The organism is Sedimenticola thiotaurini, from assembly GCF_001007875.1.
Classification (GTDB): Bacteria; Pseudomonadota; Gammaproteobacteria; order Chromatiales; family Chromatiaceae; genus Sedimenticola; species Sedimenticola thiotaurini.
On sequence record NZ_CP011412.1, the window covers coordinates 1858997 to 1877295 of the forward strand.

General features: G+C 59.3%; 15 protein-coding genes. 3 read left to right on the top strand and 12 right to left on the bottom strand.

The window, feature by feature from the left end:
* Positions 1–140: 140 nt before the first annotated feature.
* From AAY24_RS08475 to AAY24_RS08500, 6 genes are all read right to left on the bottom strand, one after another.
* Positions 141–3272, bottom strand: a complete 3132-nt coding sequence (locus AAY24_RS08475; RefSeq protein ID WP_046859316.1) for an efflux RND transporter permease subunit — start codon at positions 3270–3272, stop codon at positions 141–143.
* 2 nt (positions 3273–3274) lie between these two features.
* On the bottom strand, positions 3275–4558 hold the full coding sequence (locus tag AAY24_RS08480; protein WP_082117086.1) for an efflux RND transporter periplasmic adaptor subunit: 1284 nt from the start codon (positions 4556–4558) through the stop codon (positions 3275–3277).
* Between the two features lie 12 nt (positions 4559–4570).
* A complete protein-coding gene (locus tag AAY24_RS08485) occupies positions 4571–5986 on the bottom strand; it encodes an efflux transporter outer membrane subunit (protein ID WP_052761146.1) in 1416 nt (471 codons plus the stop codon).
* Between the two features lie 119 nt (positions 5987–6105).
* Positions 6106–6690 carry a cytochrome b gene (locus AAY24_RS08490; RefSeq protein ID WP_046859317.1) on the bottom strand — a complete coding sequence of 195 codons (585 nt, stop codon included), beginning with the start codon at positions 6688–6690 and terminating at the stop codon, positions 6106–6108.
* A gap of 135 nt (positions 6691–6825) precedes the next feature.
* Entirely contained in the window at positions 6826–7503 is a 678-nt protein-coding gene (locus AAY24_RS08495) for a response regulator (RefSeq protein WP_046859318.1), read from the bottom strand.
* On the bottom strand, positions 7500–8954 hold the full coding sequence (locus tag AAY24_RS08500) for an ATP-binding protein (RefSeq protein WP_046859319.1): 1455 nt from the start codon (positions 8952–8954) through the stop codon (positions 7500–7502). The genes AAY24_RS08495 and AAY24_RS08500 overlap by 4 nt, the downstream gene beginning before the upstream one ends.
* Before the next feature lie 242 nt (positions 8955–9196).
* On the opposite strand from AAY24_RS08500, the gene AAY24_RS08505 reads away from it, so the two are divergent.
* Positions 9197–9679 carry a hypothetical protein gene (locus AAY24_RS08505; RefSeq protein WP_052761147.1) on the top strand — a complete coding sequence of 161 codons (483 nt, stop codon included), beginning with the start codon at positions 9197–9199 and terminating at the stop codon, positions 9677–9679.
* Between the two features lie 92 nt (positions 9680–9771).
* Here AAY24_RS08505 and AAY24_RS08510 read toward each other — a convergent pair whose 3' ends face one another.
* The 4 genes from AAY24_RS08510 to AAY24_RS19415 all read right to left on the bottom strand — a co-directional run bounded on the left by AAY24_RS08510 (position 9772) and on the right by AAY24_RS19415 (position 12638).
* Positions 9772–10824, bottom strand: coding sequence for a zinc-dependent alcohol dehydrogenase family protein (locus AAY24_RS08510; RefSeq protein WP_335337228.1), 1053 nt, complete (start codon positions 10822–10824; stop codon positions 9772–9774).
* 164 nt (positions 10825–10988) lie between these two features.
* On the bottom strand, positions 10989–11285 hold the full coding sequence (locus AAY24_RS19160) for a hypothetical protein (protein ID WP_199930536.1): 297 nt from the start codon (positions 11283–11285) through the stop codon (positions 10989–10991).
* Positions 11286–11407: 122 nt separating this feature from the next.
* The gene (locus tag AAY24_RS08520; protein WP_052761148.1) at positions 11408–12043 is read right to left on the bottom strand and encodes a DUF6515 family protein; all 636 of its coding nucleotides are present in this window, start codon (positions 12041–12043) and stop codon (positions 11408–11410) included.
* Between the two features lie 13 nt (positions 12044–12056).
* On the bottom strand, positions 12057–12638 hold the full coding sequence (locus AAY24_RS19415; RefSeq protein WP_052761149.1) for a hypothetical protein: 582 nt from the start codon (positions 12636–12638) through the stop codon (positions 12057–12059).
* Between the two features lie 401 nt (positions 12639–13039).
* Here AAY24_RS19415 and AAY24_RS08530 point away from each other — a divergent pair, with 401 nt between their 5' ends.
* Positions 13040–14554, top strand: a complete 1515-nt coding sequence (locus tag AAY24_RS08530; RefSeq protein WP_046859322.1) for an acetyl-CoA hydrolase/transferase family protein — start codon at positions 13040–13042, stop codon at positions 14552–14554.
* Positions 14555–14912: 358 nt separating this feature from the next.
* The gene (locus tag AAY24_RS08535; protein WP_046859323.1) at positions 14913–15230 is read left to right on the top strand and encodes a DUF1840 domain-containing protein; all 318 of its coding nucleotides are present in this window, start codon (positions 14913–14915) and stop codon (positions 15228–15230) included.
* Positions 15231–15611: 381 nt separating this feature from the next.
* On the opposite strand, the gene AAY24_RS08540 is transcribed toward AAY24_RS08535, so the two are convergent.
* Both AAY24_RS08540 and guaA read right to left on the bottom strand, forming a co-directional pair.
* Entirely contained in the window at positions 15612–16424 is an 813-nt protein-coding gene (locus tag AAY24_RS08540) for an NYN domain-containing protein (RefSeq protein WP_046859324.1), read from the bottom strand.
* Positions 16425–16633: 209 nt separating this feature from the next.
* Positions 16634–18217, bottom strand: a complete 1584-nt coding sequence (gene guaA, locus AAY24_RS08545; RefSeq protein ID WP_046859325.1) for a glutamine-hydrolyzing GMP synthase — start codon at positions 18215–18217, stop codon at positions 16634–16636.
* Positions 18218–18299 lie beyond the last annotated feature (82 nt).

Sequence of the window (18299 nt, forward strand, 5' to 3'; positions counted from 1 at the left end):
ACTTTTTCCACTGACCGATTGTCTCCGTTACCCTGACCGCCAGCGTTTCAGTGCGCCGGCTGCATTCTGCACATGGTGGAGGCAGATCATACAGAACAGAGCCCGATGCAGACCGGCCACCGGGCCGGCCGTACTTACTCTCAGGACTGCTCTTCCAGCGCAGGCGCAGGATTAATCTCGTCCGGCATCTCCCGTCGCACGGTGAGATCATCCAGGATCAGGTAGAGACTGGGCACCAGCAGCAGGGAGATCACGGTGGCAAACAGAATCCCGTAGCCGAGAGAGATGGCCATCGGGATCATCATCTTGGCCTGCACGCTGGTTTCGAAGATCATCGGCGCCAGACCACCGAATGTGGTCAGGGTGGTGAGCAGGATAGGCCGGAAACGCCGCGTACCCGCAGCGATAATGGCATGCAGGGGATCCTGTCCGTCACCACGTTGCCGGTTGGCATAGTCGATCAATACCAGGCTGTCGTTCACCACCACACCGGACAGGGCGATGATCCCCATCAGGCTCACCACGCTCAGGCTGAACCCCATCAACAGGTGACCGAGCAGAGCGCCCACGGCACCAAACGGAATGGCCACCATGACCAGAATCGGCTGAGTGTAGCTGCGGAACGGAATGGCCAGCATGGTGTAGATAATCAACAACGCCGCCAGCGCACTGTTGCGCAGGCTGGTTACACTGTCACTGGTATCGGCCTGCCTGCCCTGGAAGCTGTAGCTCAGGCCCGGATACTGCTCCAGCAGATCGGGAAGTATCTGGCTGCGCAAGGTGGCCACCACCTGATTGGTCTGGTCCACCGGTTCGACATTGGCGGTAACATTGACGATACGCCGGGCATCACGGCGTTCAATACTGGTGTAGGCATGGCCCTGTTTAATGCGGGCCACCTCCACCAGAGGCACCCAACCCCCATCCGGGGTTTTCAGGCGGAACTGTTCGATATCATATTCGCTGATCCGTTGTGCTTCGGGCAGGCGCACCTGTACCTTGACCTCGTTCCGGCCCCGCTGTTGGCGGAGCGCCTCGGCACCGTAGAAGGCGTTGCGCACCTGGCGGGCAACATCTTCGGCAGTCAGACCCAGACTGCGGCCTTCCGGCAGCAGGGCAAAATCCAGCTGTCGCTTGCCCGGCGAGAACCCATCCTTGATGTCGGTCACCAAAGGCAGTTCCGCCAGCTTCTGAGCCAGGCTGGCACTGGCCTCATCCAGCGTATCGATATTGTTGTGGCTCAACTCCACGGTCAGGGCTGCGCCACGTCCCGGCCCACCCAGATCCGACTCAAAACGCAGCGACTCCACCTCCGGCAGGGGGCCGACCGCAGCGCGCCAGCGTCGTGTCACCTCACCCGCTTCAATCGGCCGGATACCCTCATCGTGCAGGGTCAGGCGTATGCTGCTGACGTTTTCCGCGATGTTGGTGTCGATACTTTTCAGCAGCTGATCACGCCCCACTTCGGCAGCAACCTGCTCGATGGCGTTCACCAGTCTGGTTTCGACCTGCTGCACCTTCTCCAGGGGAGAGCCATAGGGCAGCGTCGCCGTAACTATGGCCCGGTCCGACTCAACCCGGGGCATGAGCGTAAAGCCCATACGCCCACTCAAGGCGTAACCGAGTACCACGCTCAGGACCGCGATACCGATAGCTACCGTGAGATACCGGTTACGCAGACTCACCACCAGCAGTGGTCGGTAGTATCGTTCGACAAAGCGATTCAAACCGTTGGCAACATACTGTTGCCGGTCATGCAGCCAACGGGCTAGCGGATTGTAATGACCGGGGCGTGAGTGGCCTAGGTGGGCCGGCAGAATCACCAGCGCCTCGACCCAGGAGATCAGGAACACGGCCGAGACCACAACCGGTATCACCTGGAACACCTTGCCCATGGTGCCGGGTATAAAATAGAGCGGCATAAAGGCAACCAGGTTGGTCAGAATGCTGAACGCGATCGGCATGGACACCTCCCGCGCTCCGGCAATCGCCGCAGCCAGGTTACCCATGCCCTGCTGTCGTCGCTCGTAGATATTCTCACCGGCGATAATGGCATCATCCACCACGATACCGAGGGCGACGATGAAGGCAAACATGGAGATCATGTTCAGCGACACATCCATGCTTGGCAGAAACAGGAAGGCGCCGAGGAAACTGGTCGGAATACCCAGGGTGACCCAGAAAGCGAGCTTGAACTCCAGGAACGCCCCCAACACGATCAGCACCAACGCCAGACCCAGGAAGGCGTTCTTTAACAGCAGTTCAAGACGCTGCTGGTACACCTCGGACATATCGTGCTCAATCGTCAGGGATACCCCGGGGGGAAGTTCGGGAGTGATATCGGCAATCACGGTCCGGGTAGCCGATGCTACCTGGCTGGGGGTCTGTTCACCGACCCGGTAGACATCCAGGATGATACTCGGGCTGCCATTGAATTTCTGCGAGCTGTCATCATCCTCAAAACCATCCCTGACGGTGGCGATCTGATCCAGGGTCAGGTAACCCCCGCTATCGGTGGTTACTATGGGGATACGGGCAAACTCCGCTGCCCAGTCGCGGCGCTGCTTTACCCGCAACAGGATCTCGCCGCCGCGGGTTTCCAGGCTGCCGCCGGGCAGTTCCACGGAGCTGTTATCAATCGTGATGGCTATATCGGCCAGGGTCAGGTTGTAACGGCGCAGGGTATCCCGGTCGATCTCAACCTGAACTTCGTAATCACGTTCGCCACGCATCTCCAGCTGGGTAATGTCCGGTTGCAGCAGCAGTCGCTCCCGGACGGTCTCGGCAACCTCCCGCAGGATCCAGTCGCTCACCGGGCCGGCAACCGCCACACCCAGCACCTCCCGCTGACGGCTGGCGAGGGAGACCTGGGGCTCCTCCGCGTCTTCCGGAAAAGTGGTGATGGCATCCACCTCCTGCTGAATATCCTGGTAGACACGCATCACATCGGCGTCGCTACTGAGTTCGGCGCTGACCGAGGCGCTCCCTTCACCAGCGGTCGCGGTGATCTCCTCAATGCCTTCGACGCCGCGAATCGCCTCTTCAATAGCCAGCACAATACCCTGCTCCACCTCTTCAGGGCTGGCGCCGGAATACTCCACATTGATATCCACTTGGTCCAGCGTGAAGTCGGGGAACACCTCCTCCTTGATGGTCCAGGAGGTGAACAGTCCGCCAAACAGCAGCACCAGCATCAACAGGTTGGGCGTAACCCGGTTGTGCGCCATCCAGGCGATCGGACCACGGGCCTGCCCCTGTGAACCGCCGGGCATGCTCACGAGCCTGCCCCCCGTCCGGATAGCGGCGGCTGGCCGGCGGTCGCCGGATGGGGATCGGCTTGATCGCTCTGCAGCCGCAGCGGCATGCCGGCCACCGGTGTACTCAATTCCACAGTTACGATTCTGTCACTGCTGTCGATGCCGGACTTCACCAGCACATGATCGCCGGCACGGTGCACCACCTCTACCGGACGTATCTCCAGCTTGTCTTCGGGTGATATGATCCAGACGGTGTCATCATCATGGAGCAGGCTCCGGGGGAGCTTCACAACCCCCGGGATCGGCTCACCGGCAATACGCACCCGGACGTAATCGTTGACCATCAGGAGAGGAAGACCGGCATGCTCCTCGCCCAGGGCGAGCGGATCATCCACTTCGATCAACAGGCGCGCCATGCGGCTGTCGCTGTCCAGTTCCGGTATCAGTCGCAATACCCGGCCGTGCCGCATCTGCACCTCGTTCCGGGCGATCTGATAGATCTCCACCTCGGCTCCCGTGTCACCCGCCTTGCGGGGAATGGCGATCCGGGCAAGATCGCTGACAGGAATACTGGCCTCAATCCAGAAAGTATCCACATTCACCAGGGTCAGCAGGGCGGTACTGGTGGTCACCCGGGTACCCAGATCCACACTGCGTGACAGCACCATGCCGTCAAACGGGGCGATCACCCGGGTGCGGGCCAGATCCAGCCTGGCCTGATCAAGCCCGGCCCGGGCACTCGCCAGGGTGGCCCGGGCACTGGCCAGCTGTGGCTCGCGTAATACCAGCGCCTTATCTGCCGCCTCCAGCTCCCGCCCCAGCAGTTCATACTCCCGTTTGGCGACAGCCTGCTCCCCCAACTCCTCCTGCAACGCAGCCTGCGCCTCGGCAACCGACGCCTCCTGCTGGCGCAGGGCGAGTTGATAGTCGGTATCATCAATTCGCAACATCTCTTCACCGGACGCGAACTGGCCGCCCGGCACCAACTGGTCACTGAGAGCCACCACCGTGCCGCTTACCATGGGGTAGAGCGTACTCTCCTGGGAAGCCATCACCGTCCCCATGGCCTCAAACAGCGGTATCTGTCTGGCGGGGGTGAAGGTGGTGAATTCAACCAGTCGGGACTGGGGGGGTTGGGGAGCCATACGCGCCTTGGGTCCGCTGTTGAGCAACAGCATACCGACGACGACGCCTGCACCGATAATCATAAGCGGTACCAGCCAGCGCAAAAGGCGTCGGCCGATTCCCGGCGGGTTTTGCCCGGCGCTGTCTGGCTCCATGTTCACTGTGGTCTGACTCATAAATCTGCTATCTCAATCATTGGATGGTAGTGCTGCAACGTCCTGTTCAAGAGAGTCCGCCAGCCAGCCCCCGGAGAGGGCACGATGTAAGGCGATGCGATAGGAGAGCAACTGGCGACGGGCGGTGAGCTGGTCCCGTTGCAGCCCCTGATGGGTGCGCAACGCATCCAGGACGGTAAGGTAATCGACACTTCCCTTGGTGTAGTTGTAACGGGCACGTTCAACCACTTCCTGGGTGAGTGCCAACTGACGATCCAGGCTCTGCAACAGTAGCGATTGCTGCCGCTCCCGCACCAGGGCGTCTTCCACTTCGGTGAGAGCATCGATGACGGTACTGCTGTAATCGTGCAACGCTGCCCGTGCTGCGGCTTTGCTCCGGTCCACCTCAGCGCGGCGCTGCCCGCCATCAAAAACCGGCCCCAGCAGCTCGGCGGCGAGCAGGGTAACCCAGTCGTTGAACAGGTTGCTCAGGCCACCCGCGGTGCTGGACAGGGTGGCACCCAGGGTGATACTGGGGAAGCGATCGGCCACCGCTGTGGCGATGTCCGCTTCGGCGCCGCGCAGGGTGTGGAACGCCTCCCGCACGTCCGGGCGCTGCTGCACCAGTTGGGCCGGCAGACCGGTCGCCGGCAGCGGCGGCAGTGCAATCAATTCACCAACCGGCAGGGTAACATCCGGGTCTGTCGGTGATTTCCCCAGCAACGCCTTGAGCTGGTGCCTGAGCACCGCCTGCTGGGCGCGGGCATCGGCCAGCTGCACCTCGAATGACTCGATCAACTGGCGCTGCTGTAAAACATCGGTAGCCTGTACCTTGCCGCGATCAAAACGCAACTCCACCAGTTCCAGCATCTGCTGATTGGTCTGCTGCTGCTCCTGCAGTAATTGGATCTGGCCAGCCTGCTCGATGAGCTGATACCAGGTGTCCGCCACCTCCGCCGTCAGGGAGACAGCCGCCGCATCCAGGGCTTCCCGGCTTGCCAGCCAGGATTGACGGGCCGATTCGGTTTCCGCCTGGAGACCACCCCAGAGATCCAGTTCATAACTGGCCGCCAGAGTGCCGACATAGCTGCGCGTGCCATCACTCTCTTTGCGGGACAATCCAGCCTCTACCTGGGGTAACAGTTGGGCACCGGTCTTGCGGGCTAGTGCTGCCGCCTGGTCCAGACGGGCCCGGGTGGCCAGCAGGTCCGGATTGTCCGCCAGTGCGGCCTGTTCCAGGATCTGCAACTGCTCATCGGGCAACGCCTCCCACCAGCGGGCCGCCGGGGGAACCTGGCCGGATCGGGAGAACTGTCCGATCGGCTCCACGGGGGTAACCGGATCACCGGACAAGGTCGTACAGCCGACCAGGGGCAACAGGGCAATCATCAGCAAGCCTTTAAGTCGCCTGAAAGAGAAGATACGGCGGTAATATTGATCCTGACTCATCGCTGAATAGTTGCTGTTGGCTAAACCACGGAAAAAATCGTCGGAGTTAGGATTGTACGGGAGGATTGCGTATCAAATGCGCAAAAATTGGGGAAACGGGGAGTTGGGGCGCACCACTTTCAGCCGGAAGTCATTCTTTTCAACGTACGGTCCTGCAATATGTAGTGATGGTAGAGTGCCGCCAGGGCGTGCCCGGCTATCAGCAACCAGGCGAGCCACTGCCCCAGGAGTTGCTTATGGATAAAATCAACCGGCGCTTCGAACTGCTCAAACGTCATGCCCAGGCCACCGGTGACCAGCCAGGAGAAAAGCGCCGTATCCTGAAATCGGGGGATCTCGAACAGAAAGAAATAGTTGGTGTTGCCACCGGTACCCAGATAGCCGGTGAGCGGCATAATGATCATCACGGCGTACAGCGCCAGGTGCCCGATACGGGCGAGACTATTGGCCCACCAACTGGTTGCTTCAGACTCGGGGGCACTGTCATACAGGCGCCACAACAGCCTCAGCAGCACCACAACGCCGATAGTGATGCCGAATGACAGGTGCAGCTGAAAAGCGATCATATTCTCGGTTGTCCGGCTTTCGGTAAACCAGTGCCGATAATAGACAGCGCAATAGGCGGCCAGAAACAGAGCGGCCGTCAGCCAATGCAGTGACCGGGCGATCAATCCATAGTTTCGTTGACTGTTTTTAAGCGGCATGACCTTATCCTACCCCCCCGGCTCTGGATACCAGGGCTCCCGTTGTCAGGCGGTTTTCTTTATACAGAGGCTATTCTGAAGTACCAATGTGCAATAATTCTGCAGCAATCATGTAATCGTCAGACCCATTGCCGTTCAACCGTTCGGGTCGTATTTATACCCCACGCCATAGACCGACTGGATCACCTCCTGTCCGGGCAGCAGGGCGGCCAGCTTGCGACGCAACTTCTTGATATGACTGTCGATCGTGCGTTCACTGACAATGCGTCTGTCCACATAGATACGGTCCATCAACTGATCCCGGGAGTAGATCCGGCCAACTGACTGGATCAGGGTCTGCAGGAGATGGAACTCCACTGCGGTAAGTTCCAGCGATTTATTACCGGCAACCACTCGCAACTGCTCCTCATGCAGCTCCAACAGTGGCCCATCACCGGATAACACGGACTGGTTCACCCGGCGTAATACGGCCCGGACCCGCGCCACCACTTCACGGGGGCTGTAGGGTTTGCAGATATAGTCATCGGCGCCAAGCTCCAGGCCCAGCAAGCGATCGATCTCCTCTACCCGGGCGGTCACCATGATAATCGGTACGGTGCTGAATGTGCGTACATCACGACAGATATCCAACCCATCCGTGCCCGGCAGCATCAGATCCAGCAGAACCAGATCCGGCTGATGCTGACGGATCCAGGCACTCACGCCGTCTCCTTCATACAGACACTGAACTGCGTAGCCCGACTGTTTCAGATAGCTGGTGAGCAGCCGCGCCAGTTTTTCTTCATCCTCCACCACTAGGATGGTCCCATTCATGCCGGGGTCTCCTTCATCAACGGCAGCTCAAAGGTGAGACTCAAACCACCCAGGGCAGAAGATTCCGCCTTTAATGCCCCCCCGTGAGCTTCCGCAATATTTTTACAAATAGCCAGACCAAGACCGGTGCCGCCGCTCTTTCGATTGCGCGAGGAATCGGCCCGATAGAGCCGGTCGAACAGTTTCGGCAACTCCGCCGGGGTAACACCGGGGGCCGAATCTTCCAACTGTAGCCGAACAAGGTCACCCTTGCGGGCCAGGGTCAGCCTGACCCGACCTCCATCGTCAGTATAACGGAGGGTGTTTTGCAACAGGTTGGAGAGCAGCTGATCGATGCGATCAGGATCGGCGTAGACGATCGTCCGGGACTCATCCAGACCCGCCGTTTCCATCTGTATGGATTTGTCCTCGAACGCCTGGGTCAGGCCCTCCAGGACATCCCTGGCGGCCGCCCCCAGATCCACCGGGACCTTGTGATAGTCGAGAGCACCGATATCGGACATCGACAATTCATACAGATCGTTCACCAACCGGGACAGCAGTTGCGCCTCCTGGTGCAGGGAGTTCAATGAGTTCCGGTCCAGTTCATAGACCCCATCCCGAAGGGCATCGATTTCACCCAGCAGCACCGTCAGTGGCGTACGCAACTCGTGGGAAATATCTGCCACCCAGCGACGACGCAATGACTCGTTCTGGCTGAGGGTCAGGGCAAGTTCATTGAAGTCCCTGGCCAACTGACCCAGTTCATCATTGGTCTGGTGATCGATACGGGGGCTGTAGTCACCGGATGCCAGTTTACGTGTCGCCAGCGTCAGTTTTTTGATCGGATCGACAAAGCGCTGGGCCAGGGGCATGGCAATACCGGCCGAGATCAACAGCATGATCACAGCGATGACGAAATAGGCTTTGTTCTGCTGCCGGGAGAACTGCAGGTCCCGGGCCGCCGAAAACATCGCGCTCTCTCGCTCCACACCCAGATAGCCAACCACCTTGCCATCGGGATTTTTGATCGGACGAAGCTCAAGCTCTCTCAGAGGCTGATCCCTTGGACCGTATATCATCCGCTGCTCGGCATCCAACAGGCGGGTTCGCCATTCAAACGGTTGTGGCAAACCGGCGGGAGGATGTGGCAGGTGCCTGGGGGGCCAGCCATTCTCCATCAGACGCTCGGCCCGATGTCTCAGACGATCCCCGGTCAGTGGCAAACCGACTGATGAAGTCACCAGTTGCAGCCAGCGTTCGGGAAACGCGGCCAATTTGTCCCAGCCTCCATCCTCAGCATAAATGGCGCTCAACTCAATGACCAGACTCTCCGCCAACTGGTTCTCGTGCTCATCGATATAGCGAATAAAACCACGGTCGAATGACCACTGCACAAACAGGTACATCCCGGTCACAAGGATCAGGGCGATCAACAACTGGATGAAAAAGAATTTTCGGGTAATGGTCATTGTCGGGCACAGTGGTGGTGATCATGGTGAGATGCAGAGTCAATAGTATGCATCCAATTTGGCAAAAAAAAAGGACATCCCTGCTCCCCCTTTTAAAACCAGCGGGAAGAGTCCCTATCCCGCCTCAAACCTTTCCGAGATTACCGCCTATCGGAACAACGTTCACGATTTCTGCACATTGTTTGCCACTTCACTTTCCATACTACAACGGAATCCATCCAAAAAACGGAGGTGCAGTAACAATGAGTATGCAAACCCCAGGTATCGGAACATCGGGTTATTACCCCACCCAGTCCTCCGGACAAAACACCTCCTTAACACAGGATCAACTTCAACTGATTGCAGACACCCTCTCCAACTATGACCCGGACAACCTGACCGAGGCGGACGCCCAGGAGATTGTCAATACATTCAGCGAAGCGGGGATAGCCGAGGGACGCGGCCTGGCGGAAACCATGGCCAGCTACGGTTTCGATGCCAGAGCCGTTGGGGAGCTGGCCGGTGTCACATCAGACCGTCCCGACGGACCGCCACCACCGCGCGGCGGAGAGGGGGTAGCCACCCTGAACATCAGTGAGGATATGCTGCAACAACTCAACCAGCTGTTAACCGAGTATTACGATGGTGATCTGACAGATGCCGAGAAGGCCACTACGCTGGATGCCATCAAGGATATTTTTCAACAGACCATGCCCGAAGGGGGGTTGGTGGATATTCGCGCCTGACAGCGGGGACGACCCGATCCAATCAATCATAACCATGCACAGACTCTGAACGGTCCGGGATAAGGGGGAGGCGAACACCTCCCCCGGATAACTCAGGCGTCGACAATCACTTTCAGAGCCTGCTCCTGGGCCGCATTTCCGAACACTTCATATGCCTTGAGCATCTCGTCAAGGGAGAAATGGTGGGTGATCAGCCGGGCAGGCTGCAACGTACCGGACTGCACGGTTTTCAACAGCATGGGAGTGGTATTGGTGTTGACCAACCCGGTAGTGAGGGTGATGTTTTTTATCCACAGATCCTGAATCTGCAGATCGACGCTGGTGCCGTGTACGCCCACATTGGCGATGTGCCCACCGGGCCTCACGATACGCTGACAGACATCGAAGGTCTGGGGAATACCAACCGCCTCAATGGCCACATCAACACCATCCCTGGTCAGCGCCAGGATCGCATCAAGGGTATCGGCGCCGCCGCTGTTGATCAGGTCGGTAGCACCAAACTTCCGCGCCATTTCCAGCCTTGCATCATCAAGATCGACCATGATGATCCGACCCGGCGAGAAGAATTGCGCGGTCAGCAGGGCCGCCATTCCGACCGGCCCGGCACCCACGATGGCCACCGTATCACCGGGCTTAACCGCACCATACAGCACACCGATTTCGAAGCCGGTAGGCAGTATATCACTGAGCATCACCAGTGCCTCTTCATCGGCACCGTCCGGAATCGGGTAGAGACTGTTATCGGCATGGGGAATACGCACATATTCGGCCTGGGTGCCGTCGATCAGGTGCCCCAGGATCCAGCCGCCATCTTCGCAGTGCGCATACATCTGCTGCTTACAATACTCACATTTACCGCAGGAGGTGATACAGGAGATCAGCACCCGGTCACCCGGCTTGAAGTTGCTCACCCCATCGCCGACCGCTTCCACAACCCCCACCCCTTCGTGACCGAGAATCCTTCCTTCGGTCACGGCGGGAACATCACCCTTGAGGATGTGGAGATCGGTACCACAGATAGTGGTCTTGGTAATACGGACCACGGCGTCGGTCGGTTGCAGAACCGTCGGTTTGGGCACACTGTCGAGCGATTTGGTGCCGGGGCCGTGGTAGACAAGTGCTTTCATGGTGTCAGAAGTAGTCATCGTTTATATCCTTCTGGTTTATGCCTGGTCTGTGCCCAAGCTTAACAGGGGGGGCCGGCATCAGTGATTGCTCCGGATCAGCATCGGAGCCGATTGCAGAACCGCTCTGTTGATTCAACCTTGATCGACACCCATTCGATTCCCCGACCGGATAACGGACCGGTTTAGCGACGTCGCCGTCCGCCCTTGCCAGAAGGGCCGCCTTCAGGGGCACAGGCCAACGTCTCCTGATCACTCTTCAGCACCGTGCAGATACCTTTTACTTCATCATTGCGTGGCCCGGTGAAACTGCACGCATCACCCTCTGAAAGCTCTTCGCATGCCGCAATCGCCTCGGGTGGCGGTTGCTGGGGCCGTTCACCCCGCTTTTGCGGTCCTGCCCCGCAGGACGCCAGGCCTGATACCAGGGAGGCGACAAAAAGTGCCGTTAACAGTCTGTGGGTGTGCCAATTGACTGACATCTTGAACTCCTGTTTTGTTGTACTCTCGACGTGTGCCGGAACGCCCTGGACAAGCATCAGGCGCCCGACCTGAATTATTCGCCCACCCCACCGGCCGGTGAAGCGGGGCGAAAAGATCACGTTCAGCGCACGCTATAACCGCGCGCCTCCAGACAGGCGGTCATGGCCCGCAGGTAATCGCTGCGCCGTTCAGCGCGCTGGTCCCCGCTGACCCCGCCACCATTGCGGGTCGGATCATAGCCGGTCTGGTCACTTGCCCACTCGTGGCATTCAAAACGGTCATTAGCCTGCTGCTCTGCGCTTTGTGACTGGCGTGGGTAGACGAACAGCTCATCCGATGCGGGGTCAGCCACCACCGGTGCCTCGGCCGGTGGCTCCACCACCCGGTAACCATCCCGCTCATGGGCGTAGTAGACAGTGCCATAGCGGTAGTAAGGCACACCACCAATGGTGAGTAACACCGCACCTTTCGGCAGAACCGGCACCACCAGTCCGACCGGCGGTGCCACTACCATGAATCGACTACCCAGCGGCCGATACCAGATACCGTCGTGAAAATGGTAGGGGCGGCCACGATAATTAAACACCCGGTGCCCCCGTGGCACCCGGTCGACTACTGCTCCCCGGGACGGATAGCGGAAGCTATCATGCCGGGGGCCACCCGGATCCCGTCCCGGAGCAGACTGAGTCGGTAATGCCAGCAGGCTGCCCAACAGTAACGCAGTCCCCATGGCCACATATCGAATTGGCTGTTTCATAATCACCTCCAGTTCAGCGTACGCTATAGCCCCGTGCATCCAGACAGGCCGACAGGGCGCGCCGGTAAGCCTCCACGCGGCGGTTCTCCGCCTCGATGACGCTGGCGTCGTACCGGGCCTGGGCCGCATCGGCCCGGGCCTGGTGTTCCGCGTCTACGTTGGCACCAGCCAGCGCACCCACCACTGCACCGACTGCCGCTCCGGCGCCACCATGACGCGGCCCGGTGACCAATGCGCCGACCGCAGCGCCGGTCACCGCGCCAGTGACTGTCGCGGCGCCGGCAGGCGGGTCGGGTACAACCTGGGTCCCGGTGTGCATGTTCTCGCCCTGCGCAGCCGGGTCATAACCGCTCTGGCGTACCGCCCACAGGTAGCACTCATACCGATCCTGTCGGATCTGGCGCTCGCTCTGACCCCGCAATGGATAGGCAACCACTTCGGCGGTGTCGGCCGCCGCCGGCAGGCTCGGCGTGGCAACACGTGGCGCAGCACAACCGGCCATCAGCGGGATCAGGATAACGCCGGCCCACACCGGCACCAGGGAGACGGCAGACGGAGCCGTGGACCGCCTGAATCTGTTCCGATTGAGTGACATCGTTATCTCCTGCTTCGTTCTGCTCTTACGCATGAAGTATGCAAGGCCAATAAGGAGTGACTGTGGATTAATTATGGAAACCTGCCTCCATCCCAACGCTATTCGGCAAAAATGTCTGCTATAGATAAATATGAACGGCGGTCCCATATGGCTGGCGCATACCGGGTATTTGTCTTACTATTTGAATCCTTACCGCAGGGTCGCAAGTAGGCGCCACGGTGACCCGCCAACGCAGAGCAGCGCGGAACCCAATACATTACACATCTGAAATCGACGGGCCCGGTTCGGTCCCGGCGGGTGCCTGTTTCCGGCCCCGTACCGAGTATCGCTGATGCGCGGCGCGGGGGTGCACCACCCACTTGCCGAGTGCGAACCTCACGCCATGAGTGGGAGAACAGCGAATGACCTCATCTGATCGCATCCGAAGTGCGACATTCCGCAGTAAAATCATGTCGGCCGACGAGGCCGCCGCGCTCATTGCCTCGGGTGAGAACGTGGGTATGAGCGGCTTCACCGGAGCCGGCTATCCCAAGGCCGTGCCCAGCGCCCTGGCGCGCCGCATTGAGACAGCCAACGCAGCCGGCCAGCGTTTCCGTATCGGCGTGTGGACCGGCGCCTCCACCGCCCCCGAGCTGGACGGCGCGCTGGCCGAGGTGGACGGCGTCCATATGCGCCTGCCCTACCAGTCCGATCCCACCTGCCGCAAGCGTATCAACGCCGGCGAGATGGAGTACATGGACATCCACCTCTCCCACGTGGCCCAGACCGTGTGGTCCGGATTCCTCGGCAAGCTCGACGTGGCCGTGGTGGAAGTGGCGGGTATCACCGAAGATGGACGGCTGATCCCCTCCTCCTCGGTGGGCAACAACAAAACCTGGATCGAACAGGCCGACCGGGTGATCCTCGAGGTCAACAGCTGGCAGAGCGAAGCGCTGGAGGGTATGCACGATATCTACTACGGCACCGACCTGCCGCCCAACCGCAAGCCGATCCCGCTGGTGCGCACCACCGACCGTATCGGTGAGCCCTACTTCCGTATCGACCCGGCTAAAGTGGCGGCGTTGGTGGAGACCCATGCCTCCGACCGCAACTCCGCCTTTACCCCGCCGGATGAGGCGTCCTGCCGGATCGCCGGCCATATCCTGGAGTTTCTCGAACACGAGGTGCACAAAGGTCGCCTGCCGAAAAATCTACTGCCCCTGCAGTCCGGGGTGGGTAACATCGCCAACGCCGTGCTCAGCGGTCTCAACGACGGCCCCTTCGAAGGGCTGACTGCCTACACCGAGGTGCTGCAGGACGGCATGCTCGACCTGATCAAGTCCGGCAAACTCAGCTGCGCCTCGGCCACCGCCTTTTCGCTCAGCCCGGACGCGCTGACCGAACTCAACGCCGACCTGGCCCGCTACCGCGACCGCATCATCCTGCGTCCACAGGAGATCAGCAACCATCCGGAGGTGATCCGCCGCCTGGGCGTGATTGCCATGAACGGCATGCTGGAAGCCGACATCTACGGTAACGTCAACTCCACCCACCTGATGGGCAGCCAGATCATGAACGGTATTGGCGGCTCGGGTGACTTCGCCCGCAACGCCTACATCTCCATCTTCATGACCCCCTCGGTGGCGAAAGATGGCGCCATCTCCTGCCTGGTGCCGATGGTCTCCCACGTGGATCACACCAAGCACGATGTACAGGTCCTGGTCACCGAACAGGGGCTGGCCGATCTGCGCGGTCTGTCGCCGAAACAGCGCGCCAAGGTGACCATCGACAAGTGCGCCCATCCCGATTACAGGGATGCCCTCAGGGACTACTACCAGGACGCCCTGGTGCGCGCCCACGGGAAGCAGACCCCACACATTCTGGAAGAGGCCCTGGCCTGGCATGTTCGCTACCTGCGACAGGGCACCATGAAGTGAATTCCGGCACCACCCCGGTGGTCAGCAGAGCACTCCAACAGCGATCCGGCGGGGACAGGTAAGGCCGTACGCCAGATGCTGTAAGGGACATTTTTCAGCAAACCGCGTCAGAACAGGGCGTGCTGGATGTGCGCCCCTGGTATAATTTTTTATCACTAGCGCCTGGCTGGAGAACATTCACTCCCTTGCCATCCTGAGGGATCCTTTATGTGGCAAGGTACAGACGACACTCAATGACAAATCCATGCTATACAGGTAGAGGAAAAGCGTTTATTCAGATCCGGGTGGATGAATGACACCCGGATTATGCTGATCACTCTCTCCCGTTCAGCACAACACCTAAATAGAGGTGATAATTATGTTAGTAACCTTCAGCTGTCCCGCCTATGCGGATATTACCCTGTTTGGCGATGTCGCCCTGCGCCTTCTGAAAATGATGGGGCACAGCGGCGCCGTACCCAGTGCACTGCTTGCCGATGATGTTCCGGCGGCACTGGCGCGGCTGGAGGCAGCCATTGAAGTCGAGAGACAGTCTGAAAAAGGGACTGCCAAACCTGCCGGAGAGGATGACGAAGAGCCGGTTATCAGCCTCGCCCAGCGCGCTCTGCCGTTGATTGAGTTGCTCAAGGCAGCGGTCAATGATAAATGTAACGTGATGTGGAGAAGTGGGACTTAACCCTGAGACCGGTAACAACGGTCATTGAGTAACCCCCTGACCCGGTATTTTGCTTACCCGAGCCTGTAAATTGACCAAGCAGGTGAAGAAGCAGGGTGACCTTCATTGTCAAAGCTTCGTGAATCGACACGGGACCGGGCGCCCCTGAGTTATTTCCAACTGCCGGCTAGGGCCTCCTAATTTATCTCAAACTCCTGTTCTGTAACCCGATTACAAGCCTGGTCGTTTGTACTGCCGGCCCAGTCCGTTACCGAACATTGCCACCATTCAGCCGCGACAGATCAGGATAACCAGGAGGGTTGGCAGGGATTTTTACCTTGGGTTTGGCAACAGCATCCCTGGCAAAGCCAAAACGGCATTATACAGCCGTCGCCGGCACCGCTACGCTTCGTGGGCGTAGCTCTTGATGATATAACCACCGGACTTATCGTCGAGCTCCAGTTCGATCAACTTGCGCTTCTGCGCCTCCTCCAGCAGTTCACCAAAGTTGCGAAAACCGTGGTAACGCTCACTGAAGCCGGGCTTGCGACGTTTCAGCGCCTGCTTGACCATGGAGCCCCAGACCTTCTCCTCGTCACCGCGCTCCTCGAACAGGTCCCCCAGGGTCTCCATCATCTGGTCGATGGCACTCTGTTTTTTCTCTTCTCCGGTCGGATCACTGGTTTTGGTCTTGGTTTTAGTGCTCGGCTTGCGCTTCGCCTTGTGCGTTTTGTCCGTCTCCCGCACCAGGTCATCGTAGTAGATGAACTCATCGCAGTTGGAAGTCAGCAGATCCGAAGTGGAGTTCTTCACGCCGACGCCAATGACCACCTTGTTATTTTCTCTCAGTTTGCTGACCAGGGCGGAAAAGTCCGAGTCACCGCTGATAATAACGAAGGTATCCACATGGGACTTGGTGTAACAGAGATCCAGCGCGTCCACCACCATGCGGATATCTGCCGAGTTCTTGCCTGACTGGCGCACGTGGGGGATCTCTATCATCTCAAAAGAGGCCTCATGCATCGCGACCTTGAACTCTTTGTAGCGTTCCCAGTCGCAATAGGCCTTCTTGACCACGATATTGCCCTTGAGCAGCAGCCGCTCCAGCACCTTCTGAATATCGAAAGCGGCATATTTTGCGTCCCGCACACCGAGCGCGACATTTTCAAAGTCACAGTACAGAGCCATGCTCTGGGTGTTCTGTTTTGTACCCATAACTCCTCCATCAGGCACCAAGGCAAGATCCGGTATCAGTTCAGTACCTTACTCCCCCCTGCACCAGAAACAAACCCTCCGGCTAAAAGCCGGCCTTCAAGAATCGACCTGCCACAACGACACCCGGCAATAGAAAACAGCCCAACCCGCTATCAGACGGATTGGGCTGTTTCTAACGAGCTTAAGAACTCAGCAGATGCTGGAACTGTCTATTCCCACTCAATAGTCGCCGGCGGCTTGCTGGAGATATCGTAGGCCACCCGTGAGATACCGCTCACTTCGTTGATGATGCGCCGGGAGACCAGTTCCAGGAACTCGAACGGCAGATGGGCGAAACGGGCGGTCATGAAATCCACCGTCTCCACGGCGCGCAGGGAGACCACGTACTCGTAGCGCCGGGCATCGCCCACTACGCCCACCGATTTTACCGGCAGGAACACGGCAAACGCCTGGCTCACCTGGTCATAGAGATCGTGATTGCGCAGCTCCTGAATAAAGATGTGGTCGGCCTGGCGCAGCAGATCGGCGTAGGCTTTTTTCACTTCGCCCAGGATACGCACGCCCAGCCCGGGACCCGGGAACGGGTGACGGTAGACCATCTCGGAAGGCAGGCCCAGTTCGACGCCGATCTTCCGCACTTCGTCCTTGAACAGTTCACGCAGCGGCTCAACCAGTTTCAGCTTCATGTAGTCCGGCAGGCCACCCACATTGTGGTGGGACTTGATGACATGGGCCTTGCCCGACTTGGCACCGGCGGATTCGATCACGTCCGGATAGATGGTGCCCTGGGCCAGGAACTCCACGCCCTCGATCTTGGCCGCCTCTTCCTCGAAGATGTCGATAAACAGGTTGCCGATGATCTTACGTTTCTTCTCCGGGTCGGCCTCGCCGGCCAATGCCGCCAGGAAACGCTCTTCGGCGTCGACCCGGATCACTTTCACGCCCATGTGTTCAGCGAAGGTCGCCATCACCTGGTCACCTTCATGCAGTCGCAACAGGCCGTTGTCGACAAAGATACAGGTGAGGCGGTCACCGATCGCCTTGTGCAGCATAGCCGCCACCACAGAAGAGTCAACACCGCCGGAGAGGCCCAACAGCACCTTGCCTTGGCTACCTACCGTCTCCCGGACCTGCTCGATACTGTCCTGGATGATACTGGCCGGGTTCCACAGTGCCTCGCAGCCACAGATTTCGAACAGGAAGCGCTCCAGAATCCGGCCACCCTGGCGGGTGTGGGTCACTTCCGGATGGAACTGGATACCGTAGAAGCCGCGGGTTTCATCCGCCATACCGGCCAGTGGCGCATTGGCGGTTTCGGCGATCACGGTGAAACCTTCCGGCAGCTCCTCCACCCGGTCGCCATGGCTCATCCAGACATCCAGCAGGCCGTAGCCCTCTTCGTTGGTGTGGTCCTCGATATCCCGTAACAATCTGGAATGCCCGCGGGCCCGCACCTGGGCATAGCCATATTCGTGGGCGTCGGAGCCGGCCACCTTGCCACCCAGTTGGGCCGCCATGGTCTGCATGCCGTAGCAGATGCCGAGCACCGGCACACCCAGCTCAAACACCAGCTCCGGCACACGCGGGGTATCCTCACCCGTCACCGATTCCGGACCACCCGACAGGATGATGCCGGCCGGCTGCTGTTCCCGGATGGCGGCTTCGCAGTTGTCGTAGGGCCAGATCTCACAATAGACCCCGGCCTCGCGCACCCGCCGGGCAATCAGCTGGGTGTACTGGGAACCGAAATCGAGGATGAGTATGCGGTGAGCGTGGATATCCTGATTAGTCATAGGTCTGCATTCCAATCATGTTGAAACAAAAGAACCGCAGAGAGGTAGTGACTACTCACCACCGGTCTGCGGCTTCCGGACA